The sequence below is a fragment of the Edaphobacter aggregans DSM 19364 genome (genome assembly GCF_000745965.1).
GTDB lineage: Bacteria > Acidobacteriota > Terriglobia > Terriglobales > Acidobacteriaceae > Edaphobacter > Edaphobacter aggregans.
Window position 1 is genome coordinate 1 of record NZ_JQKI01000117.1, and the last position, 14,877, is coordinate 14,877.

At 57.2% G+C, this 14,877-nt stretch carries 18 protein-coding genes and 3 pseudogenes; 10 read left to right on the forward strand and 11 right to left on the reverse strand.

All coding sequences use genetic code 11. The features are described from left to right. The 3 genes and pseudogenes from Q363_RS42260 to Q363_RS25225 form a co-directional block, all read left to right on the forward strand. Positions 1-189 (forward strand): DNA methyltransferase family protein (locus tag Q363_RS42260; RefSeq protein ID WP_035356358.1); only part of this gene is annotated, 189 nt, incomplete at its 5' end. A gap of 323 nt (positions 190-512) precedes the next feature. Continuing rightward, positions 513-1,336: pseudogene (locus Q363_RS44695) on the forward strand (RepB family DNA primase). Positions 1,337-1,705: 369 nt separating this feature from the next. Beyond that, positions 1,706-2,077, forward strand: a complete 372-nt coding sequence (locus tag Q363_RS25225; RefSeq protein WP_035356360.1) for a single-stranded DNA-binding protein — start codon at positions 1,706-1,708, stop codon at positions 2,075-2,077. Between the two features lie 394 nt (positions 2,078-2,471). Here the strand turns inward: Q363_RS25225 and Q363_RS44700 are convergent, their stop codons facing one another. Beyond that, complete coding sequence (locus Q363_RS44700; protein ID WP_084080739.1) at positions 2,472-2,789, reverse strand: winged helix-turn-helix transcriptional regulator; 318 nt, start codon at positions 2,787-2,789, stop codon at positions 2,472-2,474. A 43-nt stretch (positions 2,790-2,832) separates the two neighbouring features. On the opposite strand from Q363_RS44700, the gene Q363_RS25235 reads away from it, so the two are divergent. Beyond that, positions 2,833-3,621, forward strand: a complete 789-nt coding sequence (locus tag Q363_RS25235; RefSeq protein ID WP_245632462.1) for an NAD(P)-binding domain-containing protein — start codon at positions 2,833-2,835, stop codon at positions 3,619-3,621. A gap of 906 nt (positions 3,622-4,527) precedes the next feature. On the opposite strand, the gene Q363_RS46785 is transcribed toward Q363_RS25235, so the two are convergent. The 4 genes and pseudogenes from Q363_RS46785 to Q363_RS46795 all read right to left on the reverse strand — a co-directional run bounded on the left by Q363_RS46785 (position 4,528) and on the right by Q363_RS46795 (position 6,841). Beyond that, entirely contained in the window at positions 4,528-4,815 is a 288-nt protein-coding gene (locus Q363_RS46785; protein WP_084080740.1) for a DUF3800 domain-containing protein, read from the reverse strand. 918 nt (positions 4,816-5,733) lie between these two features. After that, positions 5,734-6,003, reverse strand: a pseudogene (locus Q363_RS25245) (DUF4158 domain-containing protein); the annotation flags it as partial. Between the two features lie 349 nt (positions 6,004-6,352). Further along, complete coding sequence (locus Q363_RS46790) at positions 6,353-6,598, reverse strand: hypothetical protein (RefSeq protein ID WP_051979298.1); 246 nt, start codon at positions 6,596-6,598, stop codon at positions 6,353-6,355. Between the two features lie 117 nt (positions 6,599-6,715). Beyond that, positions 6,716-6,841, reverse strand: coding sequence for a hypothetical protein (locus Q363_RS46795; protein WP_425387781.1), 126 nt, complete (start codon positions 6,839-6,841; stop codon positions 6,716-6,718). Between the two features lie 208 nt (positions 6,842-7,049). On the opposite strand from Q363_RS46795, the pseudogene Q363_RS46800 reads away from it, so the two are divergent. The 3 genes and pseudogenes from Q363_RS46800 to Q363_RS25265 all read left to right on the forward strand — a co-directional run. Then, positions 7,050-7,445 (forward strand): annotated as a pseudogene (locus Q363_RS46800) (DUF4158 domain-containing protein); the annotation flags it as partial. A 113-nt stretch (positions 7,446-7,558) separates the two neighbouring features. Then, positions 7,559-7,891: a hypothetical protein gene (locus Q363_RS44710; RefSeq protein WP_245632463.1), complete on the forward strand. Its 333-nt coding sequence runs from the start codon at positions 7,559-7,561 to the stop codon at positions 7,889-7,891. Continuing rightward, the gene (locus tag Q363_RS25265; RefSeq protein WP_035356373.1) at positions 7,879-8,388 is read left to right on the forward strand and encodes a SagB/ThcOx family dehydrogenase; all 510 of its coding nucleotides are present in this window, start codon (positions 7,879-7,881) and stop codon (positions 8,386-8,388) included. The genes Q363_RS44710 and Q363_RS25265 overlap by 13 nt, the downstream gene beginning before the upstream one ends. Before the next feature lie 742 nt (positions 8,389-9,130). Here the strand turns inward: Q363_RS25265 and Q363_RS25270 are convergent. Next, complete coding sequence (locus tag Q363_RS25270; protein ID WP_157467530.1) at positions 9,131-9,841, reverse strand: hypothetical protein; 711 nt, start codon at positions 9,839-9,841, stop codon at positions 9,131-9,133. A gap of 6 nt (positions 9,842-9,847) precedes the next feature. After that, positions 9,848-10,105: a hypothetical protein gene (locus tag Q363_RS25275; RefSeq protein WP_169747119.1), complete on the reverse strand. Its 258-nt coding sequence runs from the start codon at positions 10,103-10,105 to the stop codon at positions 9,848-9,850. Between the two features lie 43 nt (positions 10,106-10,148). Here Q363_RS25275 and Q363_RS41165 point away from each other — a divergent pair, with 43 nt between their 5' ends. Continuing rightward, entirely contained in the window at positions 10,149-10,286 is a 138-nt protein-coding gene (locus Q363_RS41165) for a hypothetical protein (RefSeq protein WP_157467532.1), read from the forward strand. Between the two features lie 72 nt (positions 10,287-10,358). Further along, a complete protein-coding gene (locus Q363_RS25280) occupies positions 10,359-12,083 on the forward strand; it encodes a hypothetical protein (RefSeq protein ID WP_035356389.1) in 1,725 nt (574 codons plus the stop codon). A gap of 8 nt (positions 12,084-12,091) precedes the next feature. Here Q363_RS25280 and Q363_RS39075 read toward each other — a convergent pair whose 3' ends face one another. The 3 genes from Q363_RS39075 to Q363_RS25295 are packed head-to-tail and all read right to left on the reverse strand — an operon-like array spanning position 12,092 to position 13,322. Further along, positions 12,092-12,427, reverse strand: coding sequence for a CsbD family protein (locus Q363_RS39075; protein ID WP_084080744.1), 336 nt, complete (start codon positions 12,425-12,427; stop codon positions 12,092-12,094). Between the two features lie 48 nt (positions 12,428-12,475). Beyond that, a complete protein-coding gene (locus Q363_RS25290; RefSeq protein WP_035356381.1) occupies positions 12,476-12,937 on the reverse strand; it encodes a hypothetical protein in 462 nt (153 codons plus the stop codon). Continuing rightward, positions 12,930-13,322 carry a hypothetical protein gene (locus Q363_RS25295; protein ID WP_051979300.1) on the reverse strand — a complete coding sequence of 131 codons (393 nt, stop codon included), beginning with the start codon at positions 13,320-13,322 and terminating at the stop codon, positions 12,930-12,932. Before Q363_RS25295 ends, Q363_RS25290 begins: the two co-directional genes overlap by 8 nt. A gap of 190 nt (positions 13,323-13,512) precedes the next feature. Between Q363_RS25295 and Q363_RS25300 the strand changes: the two genes are divergently transcribed. Further along, the gene (locus tag Q363_RS25300) at positions 13,513-14,007 is read left to right on the forward strand and encodes an ABC transporter permease (protein WP_169747120.1); all 495 of its coding nucleotides are present in this window, start codon (positions 13,513-13,515) and stop codon (positions 14,005-14,007) included. 611 nt (positions 14,008-14,618) lie between these two features. On the opposite strand, the gene Q363_RS42270 is transcribed toward Q363_RS25300, so the two are convergent. Continuing rightward, positions 14,619-14,877: hypothetical protein (locus Q363_RS42270; protein WP_035356386.1), on the reverse strand; the 259-nt coding region annotated here is incomplete at its 5' end.

Consider the following 14,877-nt stretch of genomic DNA (forward strand, 5'->3'; position numbering starts at 1 on the left):
ATGCACGCCTTGAAGATGTTGAAGCCCGGAGGCCGACTCGTCGCCATCTGTGCCAACGGCCCGAGGCAGAACGACACGCTAAGGCCCATCGTTGAAGCGCGCGGCGGTCTCTGGGAAGAATTGCCTCCAGATACTTTCATCGGCGCAGGTACAGGCGTTCGCACCGTCCTCCTCATGCTGGACGCATAACCAAGTGCCGCCCGTTTCAGGGGAACGCCGCAACGCGGCCCCTGAAGCGGGCGCAAGGGTACAAACCCCTTCGGTTTTTCCCCTTGACCTCTTTTCCCGCAAAATCATTCGAACGAGTAGGAACTTCTCTCGGCAGAGGTCTGCCGATACCATTCATTCGGAGCAAGAGCTTTAGCATCTCACAACCCGACTCCCTGCCTTCAGCCGCTCCGCGTCTTCCGCCACCCACCTCAGCGGGCCTGTTTCCCTCCCCCGCACCCCTCCATGCAAAAGGCACCCGGAAGGGGACGTCGATGGATAGAACCGAATCCACAGTTCGCAATATGCTCACAGCCATTGAGGCACCGCTCTACGATGTCGGTGTCCTGAGTGATCGAGGGATGCTTCCGGGACTCGACAGCATTTCGGCCGCGGCGGTCCTAGAAAAGCTTTCTCTGCTCAAGTACCGCAATGCCCAGGGCTCGCACATCTACATTCGTCCATCGGGTGAGCATCGCTTCACCACTCTCGACGATCTCAACGAGAACTCGCTCGCCAGGCTCTCGGCCGACGGCTTCAATCCATGCGCCGTTGTCGAGACCAGCCCCGGCAACTTCCAGGCGTGGCTCAAGCACGCAAGAGTATTTCCGAAGTCCTCGGAACCTTCGTCGCGCAGACATTGGCGGAGCGGTACGACGCTGACCCCAGCGCGGCAGACTGGAGGAGGTTTGGCCGGCTTCCCGGCTTTACCAATTCCAAACCCAAATACAGAAAGTCGGACGGCCTCTTCCCTTTTGTGCGCCTTCACAGCCACACCGGTCAGCAGTACCCGATGGCGCAGGCCTTCGAGCAGGAGATAACGAAGCTCTACGAAGTACGGGAGCAGGAACGCGAGGCGAGGCGATTGCAAAGTTCTCTTTCTCCCCAAAGGGGACTGAGGTTATCGAACCTATCCCTTGAGCGATTCCGAACTTCGATCAAGTACCAGGACCGGCCCGCCGCCGCAGACATCGCCTTCTGTGTCGCCGCATATGGCAATGGCATGAACGAGGACCGGATTGAACGTGCCCTTGAAGACGACTATCTCTCCCGCGATCCCAGCCCATCCAAGAGAGCTGCATACGTCCGAAGAACTATGGAGAAGGCGAGGAGATGGGCCGAGCGATAAGCTTCGGTGCTGCCATTCCCTTGTCGTTCTTCCCTATTTCTTTGTGATTGACTCTTCGAGTTCTGGCCTTGCTTTTGCTACTTGCGCCATGAGGAGGACATTGAACAGTGCGGCTCCCTTCCGGTTTGCCTTTCTATCTGCGTTCAGCGTGCCGCGCTCAAAACACCCCCGCCCTTCGGACGCACGCTCTCCTTCCCAGAATCCGCTGCGCGCCTCTCAAGAGGTGCGGACTCCTATCCCCATAGCAAGTCTGGGTCCCCTTCCGCAGATTCTTTCCAGTCGCCTTGGGAGTGGGTCGCGACGGCACACCCGTTGGGCAAGCATGTACCGCAGACAGCGGACAAACCAAAGAAACGGAGCCAAACAATCATGTTCAACAAAGTCATCCTCATCGGCCGCCTCGGACAGAACGCAGAAGCCAAAACCACTCAGAACAACAAAGAGTACGTCGTCCTCAACATCGCAACCCAGGAGAGCTGGAAGAACGACAAAGGCGATTACGAAAACCGCACCGAATGGCACCGCGTCTATGCCTGGAGCAATCTCTCCAAGTTCGCCAAGACTCTCCACAAGGGGCAGCTCGTCACCCTGGAAGGCACCCTGCGTTATCGAGAGGTCGAGGATGAGGTCAACGGGACCACCTTCAAGCACCGGATCGCTGAGGTCCACGCTACCAGCGTGAAGCGGCTTTCGAAGATCGAGGCCGCTGATGACCCTTCAGACGGAGCGGGCGACGAATAATCGTCGCTCGCTAGTGGTGGATGAGGTCAAAGATGATCTCATCCACCTATTTCAATCAACTCTTTCTTGCCCTCGTCATCGCCGCACAAACGGCTGCGACGAATAACATTGAAAGATCTACGTCAGATAGCGATCAAACCTACACGCCAATAGGAAGCGGATCGACGGCGCTTGTTACTGACTGGCTCTGTACAGTAGGTGGCAGACGTCGCTCAACTAAGATGTCTCTGAGGCCATGTAGCTCGCTGATCGGGTCCAATTGACAATGACCGCAGTTGAAGATGCGCTGGAACAACTTCGAACTCTGACAGAGTCGCTCCCGTTCGGCGCGAGCATACATGATCTCTAACTCGGAGAATCCAACCCGATGATTTCCGATCTCCGCGATCTATGGTCAGGCCTTCACGGGTTCCTCGATTGAGATGGTTGACCGCTGCAATTCTGCCCAATCGAGAAGGGCGATGAAGACGGGCCTCAGACCTTTGCCGACCTCAGTCAGGCAGTATTCAACCTTAGGCGGGACTTGGGGGTAAAGCGTGCGCGAGACGATTCCGTCTTCCTCCAGATCACGAAGCCTCTGGATGAGCATCTTTTGAGAGATCTGAGGGAGGGCCCGCTCCAAATCGGAAAACCGCATGGCTGGACCAGCCAGGAGTTGCGCCATAATCATCAGCTTCCAACGCCCTTCCAGGGGACGAAGAGCGTCCTGCATCTTCGCTCCGCAGCACCGACGATAGAGAACGTCGCTATCCGGTTTGCTCGTCGTCTTTCTCTTGTTTTTCACAAAACTTACCTTTTGGTTAGTATTTGACTTTATTGTGCGTACTTCACATTTGTACCGTCCACCCGCTAAATTCGCAATAGAGGAGACAGGCCCGAAAGTGGGCTCGAAAGGTAAAGACATGAAGATTGGAATTCTCGGAGCAGGAATGGTGGGACGGGCCTTCGCAGCCGTGGCACTGAAGCATGGTCATGACGTCATGCTCTCGAACTCTAGGACCCCGGATACGTTATTCACGCTACGCGCAGTTTTGAATTGCAAGATCGGATCGCCTCAGGAGGCGGCCGCCTTCGGCGATATTGTTCTCGTCGCTATTCCACTCAAGAACTATGCATCTGTTCCGGTCGCTCCACTTGAGGGGAAGATCGTAATCGATGCCAACAACTATTACCCCGAGCGCGATGGACACATCGGCGAGTTGGATCGCGATGAGACGACTACGAGCGAATTACTGGCTCGTCATCTTCCGAAATCGAAGATCGTCAAGGCGCTTAATGCGATCGAAGCGCCTGGCATTGAACAAGAGGGCCGTTTACCGAATTCGTCGGAACGCCGCGCTCATCCCATCGCAGGCGATGATCCTGCAGCGAAACAGGTCGTCGCCGATCTACTGAATCAGTTCGGTTTTGATGTCGTCGATACCGGTCCGCTCGCGGAAGGCCGTTGCTTTCAGAAACGCACGCCAGCTTATTGCGTCCCTTTCAATGCGAAGGACCTGCGTCTGGCGCTGGCCAGAGCCGTGGAGACAATCACTAGAACGTGATGAGCGACAGAAGACGGGCAAGTCGGTAAAGCGGGCTACCGCGGATGAACCGGACGTAGCTATATCTTTCTTTCACCTCTTGTGCGCAGCCCACGCAAGGTTGGCCTTTTCGCTGTAGCTTTGATTGCTATTTGGCGTAGTTCTTCAGAATTATCTGGCGCAATCACTGAGTCCGGACGAACGACGCTGGGGGAGAGTGTTCCTTCGTGAGAAGCGGGGACACTCTGCCTCCGAGGTAAGTGCCTGATTCCGATGCAAAATGGCTGTCATCTTGGTCACAGGACCTCTCTAACTCGTATTGTAAATAGACTTCGCACTACGCCAAATAACTCTGAAAGTGACAGCTTCCGGGTCAGCCAGTTTCCCAGCCGGGTTCCCTTCTGGCGGATGTTGGGGATGTCGGACAGGCTGGCCGCCTCCTCCGATCCGATCAGGTTGTTCCGCCTGGCCTCGCTCACCATCTTCCGCACGGCCGAGAGCCGGACGTTTCCGGACGTTTATTGTCGAGGGCGAGAGCGCTTCAATGGCCGCCCGCCACTCCCTTAATAAGGACGGGGAGAGAGGCCGGCTGGCAGTGAAGGCAAAGAGGTCGTCGAGGGCTTTGGCGTAGTTGCGCTTAGAATGAGGCGAGATAACCGACGACACACCCACCGACAAATGCTTTCGCTGATTCTATTAGTCTTATATTGGATAGATTTGGGATAAATCGTTGCTTGATTCACCCCTTGCCACTTGTCGTGCCGATATTGAGTGTGGGTTGCTGCTGCAACTCGGTGCGGGGTTGATCGCGCGATAGCACTTGCGCCTTACTTGCGCCCTGATGCATCATATGAATGGAATTGCCCATTCCTCCGAACTGTCACCCTCTGGTGCGCGTGCCCGAAAGGGATAGGAGGATGGGCCCAATTATCTCGGCCAAATCTGAATTCCCATCTCTCGATGAGAGATGATGTTTCGATAGGTCAGGCGATCCTCTTTATCGGGTAAAAATGATCGGGCTACTGATCCGCAAATCATATCTGCAAGCTGGAGCAGGTTGTTTGAGCGAGAATCTTCCATCTTTACCTTCTTGACGTGCCGAAGCCCCCCAGGAAGATTGACCTTTCGTTGCAGGTAGACCCTTAGCTGCTGCTGAAATCCCCGGTCTCCACACTTGTCGATAACGATTGTGGCCTCTTCAAGGTACTGTTCGATTAGTCATGCTGAATAAGGTAGGCGAAAATATGGCGAAAGTCATTCCACAAGAAGACTTTGGCCTGCTAAAGCCATTGTTATCTTCGTTTAGCCATTAAAGCGTTCGCCAAAACGAAGTTTCTCAGGTAGCGTAAAAGCGAAATTTGTATAAAATAAAAGGGTCCCGAGGAGGCTCAAACTCCCTGGGACCCGGTTGAGGGTTAGTACTACCGTTTAGCAAGCACGATCAGTGCGAGAACAGCAAGAGCTAGGACAAATTTCCAGTCAACCTGCACCTGTGGCCGATAATTTGGCTTAGTGTTCCTCACTCAACCTCCTTTCTCAAGTTCCCCGACGGTTCCCGCCGTTGGGGATTCTTGTATGAAAACTTTATTGACGCCTTTTGCCATGCGGATGCTCCGATTTGGCAACTTCGTCTACTAAAGGATAAATGGCCGAGCGGTTCACCCGCGCACCTCGACGGCATAGCCTACCGTCTGATCACTCACGCAACCTTTGATTCGAGGGCGCTGCCGCCACTTTTACGCGACTGAAATCTTTGTGGAAAACCCGTCCGTATAGGATGGTCTTGTAGACCCATATGGTCTTTGGGCTACAATAGAAAAGCCCGGAGAGCTAGGTACTCTCCGGGGTAGTGGGCACTATCGGTTTAGTAGCACCCGAGCGAGTATTGCCAAAGCCAACAGGAATCTCCAGTCAAGGACAATCCTGACGGCAACTGAGAGCCAGTTGTCTGGCTCCTTCTTGGGCATATGCCCCACCTCCTTACACCGGCCGAGCCGAAGGTCGCCGTGAACGACCAACGGCTCTCGCCGATTCTGGCCGTTACCTAGTGCGGTAAGAAGGTGACTACTGTTTCAGTCTAAGCCCTATCCCAAGTACCCTGTGGCAAAATAGGCAACCCCAGAATCTTTGCGGTTAAAAGGTTATTTTTGCCCAACGCCTCGAAAAGGTAAAATTGACGATCTTCACATGGGGGCCCCGTCCCCCTCTGCTTCGGTCACCCATGTCCTGCAGGTAGGTGTAGCCCGGTGCGACGATGCGTCGTTGAGCCAGGTACTGCAAGGCTTCGCGCAGAATGAAAACCGGCTGCGCCGACAGCATCGCCACACGCTGCGCCTTCTCTTCAAGTTCCTTCTTCGCACCGGCATTACAGGATCGGTAGCCGAACAGCTTGAGAATGGCTCTCTGTTGCTGTCGTTATTACGAGTAGAACGGTTTCATTCATTTCAGACGGGTTATCCTTTCCTTCAACCTGTAGAAATGTGCCGTAACTCGTAGAAATGTTCCTTTACTTGTAGAACAATCGGACATGCAATTTGCACCGGCTCGCCGCGCCGTTAGCTGGGTCTTGAAGCTGCTGTCACGCTGCACTCAAATCCCGGAATCACGCTTGTTTGTTTTCAATCCTTTTCCGGGATTTAAGCGATGAACGTATCCTATGTGGCGTCGCTAGTGGCAGAAACTGAACGGCAGGTCAGGGCTAATTGGGGGTCCGAGTAGCAATTGGACGGAAAACCGGGGTAAGCCATGGCGTTCACTGTTTCTTTCCGTGCCGATGCCGTGTCCGTCCGGCTTCGATGACTTTCAGCCCGTCCTTCCGTAGCTTGCCGTCCGGCGCGACATGCCGGTAGAGCGTTTGCCGGGTAATGCTCAATTCGCTGCACAAGTCGGCTACTTTCGTTTCCTTTTGCCCCATGGAAGCCATGGCAAGGCGCACTTTCGCCGCAGTCATCTTGATAGGGCGCACCGCTTTTTCGTCCGCGGGCGCGAGCCGACGCAAGGTCAGCTTTCGTTCGCTCTGAGATCAGGTCGCGCTCGAATTCCGCTAGCGCCGCGAAGATACCGAACACCAGTTTGCCAGCCGGCGTGGTGGTGTCGATAGAAGCACCGTGGCCGGTCAGCGCGCGCTGAGGTCGTGAACGACGTTGATGAGGTGGCGCAGGTCGCGGCCCGTGGCGCGTCGCTGCAGATCGGTGCTCTGGGATCCATGCGCCTTCGACACCCGCATATAGCCGATCTGCATCTGTCACCTAAACGGCCGATTGCGTGACCGCCGCGATAGTGCCTGCCATGGACGTCGCATTTGTCACATATCCAATCATCTATTCTACGTCGCGCAGAGGGCCTCGCAGACTATTTGTGAGACAGTACCTGAGGATCGATGAGGTGCGTCGATGGCCGTCAGTTTTCTCACTGCAGCCCAACGTGACCGTTATGGCCGTTATCAGGACATGGTTACGCCGGACGACTTGGCCCGCTGTTTTCATCTTAGCGACGAGGACCGCGCGCAGATCATGAGCTGTCGCGGCCACCACAATCGCCTGGGCTATGCGCTGCAGCTGACCACCGTGCGTTACCTCGGCACTTTCCTAGATGACCCGGTAGCCGTGCCGTCGCCAGTGTTGCAATCCCTGTCACACCAATTGGCTATCCAGACCCTCGACGGTCTGCAGAGCTATCGCAAGGGAGAACAGCGCGAGGAGCATGTAACAAAGATCCGCAAACGTTACGGCTACGGTGACATCACCGAACCGCGAGTGGGCTTGCGAATGACGCGTTGGCTTTACGGCGTGTGCTGGACCGGCACTGAGCGGCTGGGTTCGCTGTTCGACCGCGCCACCGCTTGGCTGCTGGCCCACAAGATTCTGTTGCCGGGCGTTACCACGCTGGAGCGCTTCGTCGTCAGCGTGCGCGCTCGGGTCGAAGCCCATCTATATCGCCTGTTGACGAGGGGATCACCGTGCAACAGAGAGACCAGTTGCAACGGCTGCTGCTCGTGCCGGAGGGCGCTCGGGTGTCTTTGCTCGACCAGATTCGCTCGGGACCGACGCGCATCAGCGGTCCGGCGATCCGCGCGGCAATCGATCGATTGAACGCCGTGCGTGCGCTGGGTATCACCGTACCGATGAAGGCACACATTCCGTCGAGCCGGATCGCGTCCTTGGCGCGCTTCGCCAATCGTGCCAAGGCCCAGGCCATCAGCCGCATGCCCGCCGCGCGGCGCCTCGCCACGCTTGTGGCCTTCGTCCATTGTCTGGAAGCTACCGCACAGGCCTCTTCGTGCACCGCGTGAAGGGCCTGCCTCCTGGTCTCTACACGCTCGCTCGCGATCCGGAAAACGTGGAGAAACTCCGCCAAGCGATGCGGCCTGAGTTCCTGTGGCTACGCCCCCCGTCGTGTCCGCAGGGTCTTCCGCTGTACCTTCTCAAAGAAGGGGACTGCCGCACTCTGGCCGCGAGCGTCTCCTGCGGGGAAGACATCGCGGGGGACGGGGCCTTCAGCCTTTCGATGCTGGCCGACTACATCGACAGCCTTGTCGTCTATGGCGCCAGCTTCTACCGAAATCTCTTCTGGGAGGCTGGCCTCGTGGGCCAGGTGCTGTACCTCGAGGCAGAAGAGGCGGGAATTCGTGCGACCGGGATCGGCTGCTACTTCGATGATCCAGTTCACGAGGTGTTCGGAATCTCATCGCGTGATTGGCAGAGCCTTTACCATTTCACGGTAGGTGGTCCCGTCGAGGACAGCCGTCTTACTACGTTGCCTCCGTACAATTTAGAGCAAACACCATGAGTACCCCGCCACTCGCTATGTCAGCTTGAACCGGTCAGATCGGTTTCCCACATTTGATGCAAAACCGAGCCGGATTTGAGCGGTCAATGCGTCCTATGCCCTGATATGGAGTGACCGTGTCAACGCTGCGAAACCTGTGGGGATGTTTTTTGTAGTTGCGCCTGCTTTTTCTCGAGGACAGAGCGAGCAGCAGCCGGGGCAGGTTGAGCGACGATTGATCAGGCTGATATTCGCGGGTCGAAACCGCATAATCATGATCCGTCGGGAGCTGCGTTTCTAGGGTGCCCGCAGGGTTCCCCTGCACGACCCCTCAAGGGATGGAGTGTCATCATCCTTCCGGTGCGAAGCACCGCGCCCGTACCCCCTCCAGACGCCAGCGGAGGCCATCACCGCGCCCGCAACCCCGCTCGGCGCTGATTCCACAGTGGTTCCCCCACAGCAACCGCAAGGTTCCTGTACAGCAACCGGACGGAGGAGCTTTTCTCTTAGCTGCCTGATTCCATTGTGGTTCCCGCAGAGGAACTTCAGGTTCCTCTACAGCACCCATTCTGGGGTGACGTGTCATAGTCAACCCGATGCCACAGGCAGCGTGCTCTTGCTCCGGTCGGCAACAGAGGCCAGAGGAAGCCCACAGATGCTCTACAGGCCGCCTAGCGCTTCTCGTAGACCAGGCGGGTTTTCACCGAGGGAGCTTCCGGTTTCCACGTTTCCTCGGTGATGCTTCGCCCGTCCGAACTCAGGGTCAGCACCCCGTGAGTGATGCGGTTCCATTCAGCTTCTGAACAGTAAGCAGCCTTTGAGGAGTCTCCGGCTTCACCGAGAGCGTAGCTTGAACTCCGATGGCTGTACCGTGCGTTTGGGCATCCGAACCGTCTAGCTTCATGTCGGTGTACTGCTTCTCCAACGGGAAGCCCAGATGGAAGGTTGACTCTTTCAGGGCTGTTGTCATGATTTGAGGCTGCCGGTCCAGTTCCTTTGGGTCGGTCCATTCTCCTGCAAGGCCCGATGGCTTGGAGAAGCGAACGAAGACCTTCCGCACGGACTTTCCCGGTCCGTGCTCATCGATTGTCGTGATTGTTTGAGTCAAGGTTTTGCCGTCCGAAGAGACTTCCCGATGCACCGTATTCACCGGCTTGCCGTTGTCCTTCTCTGCAACATCCATCGAGGTTAGAGTCCCACTCACACAAGCCAAGCTCCTCTGGCCCACCACGGGACGGTACTTCCCATCGCAGATCAGCTTGTAACTGAGGCTCCTAGTAACGATCTGGAACTCCCCTTTAGGCAAGATCGTGATCGTGAACGTTGGCCCACCCAACTGACTTTTCGCCTCGTTCAGCCGCCATGTGCCATCCCAAGCGTTCGATTCCGCAACCGTTGCGATAGGCAAGACGGTCGTGACAAGAAGGAGCGCACCGACGTAGAACAAGCGGACATTGCTGCGTAGTAGGTTCATGGCAGCTTACCTAACCGGATGAGACAAGTACCCGGCGTGATTTGCAACGAGTATCGCGAGGGCGATGACGGCAGCGATGAACGATGTTGCGGTTTTCGCTTCGCCATCATCAACGCCCTCGTCATCGGCGAGGTCATCCTCATCGGCGAGATGATGCAGCTCGGACGCCGCGCGGAAACTCGTCCCCTCTACCAGTCCGTCCTCCTGAAGTCTTTCTTCTTCGCCCTGTTCGGCTCCTCTTCCACTCCTCGAGGAGTTCATCAAACGCCTCAGCCACCACAAACCCGCCGGAACCGTCCTCCACGAGATGCAACGGGATCAGCTCATCGCCCGGTCCATCATCATCCTCCGCGCCTTCGTTCCCCTCTTCGCCTTCCGTGAGCTCCGCCGCGTCCTCGGCGAAGAGAATCTCTACGAGCTTTTCTCCCACCGCAAACAAGCCTGAGGGAGAAGACAAACGTTTGTGTAAAGATGGCTGATGACTTTTCTCAGCCATTTTTTCTCGCCGGAGAACCACGTGAAGGTTTCGCCCCGCACTCAGACTCTGATCGCCCTCCTCCTTCTCTCAGCCTCCGCAGCACAAGCAGCAGACAAGCCCGGGACGCCTGGCTTCGGCCCGAACGTGGCAATCTTCTCGCCCAAAACTCCAGCCGCAGAGATCCAGTCCCAGATCGACAAGGTCTACGCCGTCCAGCAGCACAATCAGTTCGGCAAGGACCGCAACGCCCTCCTCTTCCTCCCCGGCGAGTACAAGGTCGACGTTCCCATCGGTTTCTACACCGAAGTCATCGGCCTCGGCGCTACACCCGACGCAACACACATCTCCGGCAACGTCCGCTCCGAAGCAGCCTCCCGCAACGACAACGCCACCACCACTTTCTGGAAAGCCATCGAAGGCCTTGCCGTCACCCCTGCAAACGGACAGATGCTGTGGGCCGTCTCGCAGGCCGTTCCCTTCCGCCGCATGCACATCAAGGGCGACATCGTTCTGAACCAGAACAAAGGATGGGCCAGCGGCGGATGGATGTCCGACTCCGTCGTCGACGGCAAGGTGAACTCCGGAACCCAGCAGCAGTGGATCTCCCGCAACAGCGAGTGGGGAAGCTGGACCGGCGCGAACTGGAACATGGTCTTCGTTGGCGTCCCGCAGACTCCAGCGGGTGACTGGCCTCAGCCTCCCTACACAAAAATCGAGAAGACACCCGTCGTCCGGGAGAAACCCTTCCTCATCACCGACGCCAAGGGCAACTTCAGCGTCCGTGTCCCCAACATTATGAACAACAGCTCCGGAGTTACCTGGCACGCAGGCTCCAGTCCCGGCAAAACCATTCCTCTCTCGAAGTTCTACATCGCCAAGCCTGGCGACTCGGCCGAAACCATCAACGCTCAGCTCGCAAAGGGCAGCCACCTCATCTTCACTCCCGGAATCTACGAGCTGACCTACCCAATCAAAGTCACGCGACCTGACACCATCGTGATGGGTCTCGGCTTCGCTACCCTCAAACCCATCAAAGGCACAGCCGCCATGACCGTCGCCGACGTCGACGGAGTTACCATCGCAGGACTTCTCTTCGACGCCGCTGAAACAGAGTCTCCCGTACTCCTCGAAGTTGGTTCCCAAGGAAGCAAGGCGCGCCACATTCGCAACCCGACCTTGCTCACTGACGTCTTCTTCCGCGTAGGCGGAGCAGGCATCGGCAAGGCGAAGGTCTCCCTCGCCATCAACTCCAGCGACGTTATCGTCGACCACACATGGATCTGGCGCGCCGATCACGGCGCAGGCGTCGGCTGGGAGAGCAACACAGCCGCCAACGGAATGGTGGTCGCCGGCACCGATGTCACCGCATACGGCCTCTTCGTCGAGCACTACCAGGAGTATCAGGTGCTCTGGAAGGGCAACGGTGGACGCACCTACTTCTACCAGTCGGAGATTCCCTACGACCCACCCACGCAGGCAAAATACACCAGTGCCCCAAACGTAAACGGATGGGCCTCCTACAAAGTCGCCGACAACGTCACCGACCATCAAGCATTTGGCCTCGGCGTTTACAGCGTCTTCCGCCACCCCGACGTCGTCCTCACCCGCGCCATCGAGGTACCGCAAACGCCCCGCGTGCAGTTCCACGACATGATCACTGTGGCACTCGGAAATCTCGGCTCTATCGACAACGTCATCAGCAACACCGGCGGCGCTACCCAGATTAAGCCGCGGGTTACGCCTAAGGTGACGAGCTACCCGTAAGCAATGCGTCATCGATTCAGATCATGAATCGTCTCTCCCAGCGCAGTTCCCACCTCGCCAACCGTATCCTTTACCTTGCCCGCCACGCGGTCGACAGCACCTTCGGCCTCGAGATCCGCATCGCCGGTGAAGCGCCCGACGCCTTCCTTTACCGCTCCCACGGCGCTCGCCACCTTACCTTCGGCCCGCCGCTTCACTCCCCATCCGAAGGTCTTCCCTGCGGCCCGCTCCACACCGTCATAGCCGGTCGCATACTCCGGTTCGCTCTCGCTATTTAGCACCAGGACAGCAATCGCCGCTCCGATTGCTCCGCCCGCCAGTAACCACGCCAGTCCACCACGCATAACCCACCTCCAAGCCAGTAGGATGCAGTCCGGACCATCCGCGTGCCGTCACGGTGTCTGCGCACTTCGCAGATCCTTATCCAGCATCCCGGCCAGATCGCGTGCAAGGTCAGAACCCTTCGGCTGTGTATACGTTCCGAGCTGCCCTTTGATCTCTGTATCCGTTTTCTTGCCACCGGACTCATCTACGCATGGAGTCGCCGTCACATACGAGGCCGTATAGCCGATCGTCCGCTTCCCCAGCGTCTGCTCCTGGATCACCACATGCAGCGCGCGGTCCGCATTTGTCACCGCGTCCACCACCTCCACGCCGCTCACGCCACCAACGGCTTGCCGAGTCTCCGTCGCCCGCTGGCCCTGCGGATCGTCACCCGCAACCGTCACCAGAACACGGATACGCCCCGCCTGCGACGGCGTTGCGGGTCCGCAGGTCAGCAACTGGCCCCCAACTACAGGAACCACTTGTCCGAGATGGCGACAATACGTCCAGATGGCGGCGGGCCTACCCATATTTCTGTTTCTTCGTGCCACGTTGGAAGATAGACCGGAGAGGTTTGCCTTCCTTGGCGCGCGATTCGAGCAGTGCGGCTTGCGTCAGCACTCGTATCATCCACTCCTCAACCACCCGCGTCTCGGCCTCCTCAATCTGCAGCACGTCGCGGAAAACGACCATGGACTCGGTACTAATTACCAACGCGAGCGCAGCGCACAGCTTGCGGTACGTGGATTTGTCGAGGCGGTCGCGCGCAGGGGCAAGGGCCGTCTGAATGAATTCCGTACGACGGTTCTGACGACGCAATTCTCGCAGGCCGTTGCTTGCCTCTGCCGCTTGGTCGAGCAGACGGGCTAAGACAAGCTGCATCTGCATCTGGTTTCCCCAAACGAAGTCGTGCATAACAGCGTTCGCCTTGAGAAGCCTTTCCTCGGGATCAGTACCGTATCGTCGGCAAAGAGATGCTCTGTACCCTCCTCGAAGCATCGGGATAGATTGAAGCCCTAGACGGAGGGTGCAACCTATCTGGACAGGTAGCGGCTCTGTTCAATAAGCTCTCCGGAGTCTATTTCGCAAGCGACGGAGGACCTAAATGAGTAATCGCATGAGTGTTTTATCGCGTCGACTTGGGCGCTTCGCGGGCGGCTTCTCATTCGCAACCGTCGCCTTCTTCTCAATCGGGTTGTATGCCGCCGCCAACACGAAAGGCCAGGTAGTATTCCTCTTCGCTGGCCTTGTTTTGGTGTGCCTCTTCGCCAGCTTCTTTTTGTGGCTGGCGCACGGCTTCGCGTGGGCGATGATCCCAGAGAAGCCTGCAGAGGCATTGAAACCTGCGGACGCGCTGAAGCCTGCAGAGGCGATGAGGCCTGCGGAGGCGATGAAAGCTGCGGAGCCGATGAAACCCGCAGAGCCGGTGAAACCTGCCGAGGAGAAGAAACCTGCAGAGGCGAAGAGGCCTGCGGAGGCGATGAAAGCTGCGGAGGAGATGAAAGCTGCGGAGGAGATGAAACCTGCGGAGGAGAAGGTGATCGTCTCAGAGGATCCTCCCGACGCGAAATACACCATCACCGGAAGGCGCGTCTACTGACCCTAGAGAGCTTGTCAAACTGCCCTGCAATCGCGGAGGCTCTGCACAAACGAGAGTGAGACGATGCCGCACGCCCTGCGCTGTTCTCCGTCAAAGATGAAAATTGCTGACGAGAAATCGCGAACTATGTAGCGAGCAACAACCGGCATCCGGAAGTCCTATAAAAAGGAATGTCAAGAGAAAAATCTTCCCCATCGGCTCAATACCGCCCCATTCTTGTCTCGGCATTCAGCCCCACTGTTTGAGCGTGCGGTCTTCCTCCAGGCCGAGTAACCTTGTTTCGTCTCCGCGTCCGAAGCGGAGATACGCCTCCTCTCCCCCTGTGAGTTTTATTTCGCTCTGGTAACAGCGCCTATCGTTTTCTGAAACAACAAGCCTGACGGTTGTCCACTGCATGAGTGGCAACGCATGGTCCTATTGGAGACTCGTGGCCTATGGCTTTATTCGATTGTCCGAGGAGGCATAGGGTAATCCCGGAGACTCGCGTGCATAAAGCACGGGCCTAACTTCCGGATGGATACTTCTCCTCGAAATCGAGCGTCTCGAGAACCTGACGGGCCCACCGCTAGGAATGATCTCCCAGGGAGGAACGGAATCTCAGCCAGAGGCGCTCACGCTGCTTGTGATTTCAAATAGCTGGCGTCGAAATGTACCTCCTTCTTCCAGACGATCAATGTGATCGCGGCAATCTTCCTCGCCAGGGTCAGGCGCGCCATCGTGGGTTTCCTCCCCTGAGCAAGCAAATGCTCATAGAAATCGTGGAGCGGCCCATTGCTGCTGCTGCTGACTCTGGTGGCTGCACCCTTGAAAATATCTTTGAGGTCGTGATTGTGGTTCTGATTCAGGCCACGAAGCGTTACCGATTTCTTA

What these genes read in the sequence shown, in the direction of transcription:
- Q363_RS25290 (WP_035356381.1), bottom strand. Translation starts at nt 12,937, where the DNA reads ATGGGTAGGCCCGCCGCCATCTGGACGTATTGTCGCCATCTCGGACAA.
- Q363_RS25270 (WP_157467530.1), bottom strand. Translation starts at nt 9,841, where the DNA reads ATGAACCTACTACGCAGCAATGTCCGCTTGTTCTACGTCGGTGCGCTC.
- Q363_RS25300 (WP_169747120.1), top strand. Translation starts at nt 13,513, where the DNA reads ATGAGTAATCGCATGAGTGTTTTATCGCGTCGACTTGGGCGCTTCGCG.
- Q363_RS25295 (WP_051979300.1), bottom strand. Translation starts at nt 13,322, where the DNA reads ATGCACGACTTCGTTTGGGGAAACCAGATGCAGATGCAGCTTGTCTTA.
- Q363_RS44700 (WP_084080739.1), bottom strand. Translation starts at nt 2,789, where the DNA reads ATGCAGGACGCTCTTCGTCCCCTGGAAGGGCGTTGGAAGCTGATGATT.
- Q363_RS39075 (WP_084080744.1), bottom strand. Translation starts at nt 12,427, where the DNA reads ATGCGTGGTGGACTGGCGTGGTTACTGGCGGGCGGAGCAATCGGAGCG.
- Q363_RS41165 (WP_157467532.1), top strand. Translation starts at nt 10,149, where the DNA reads ATGCAACGGGATCAGCTCATCGCCCGGTCCATCATCATCCTCCGCGCC.
- Q363_RS46795 (WP_425387781.1), bottom strand. Translation starts at nt 6,841, where the DNA reads ATGCAGATCGGCTATATGCGGGTGTCGAAGGCGCATGGATCCCAGAGC.
- Q363_RS25225 (WP_035356360.1), top strand. Translation starts at nt 1,706, where the DNA reads ATGTTCAACAAAGTCATCCTCATCGGCCGCCTCGGACAGAACGCAGAA.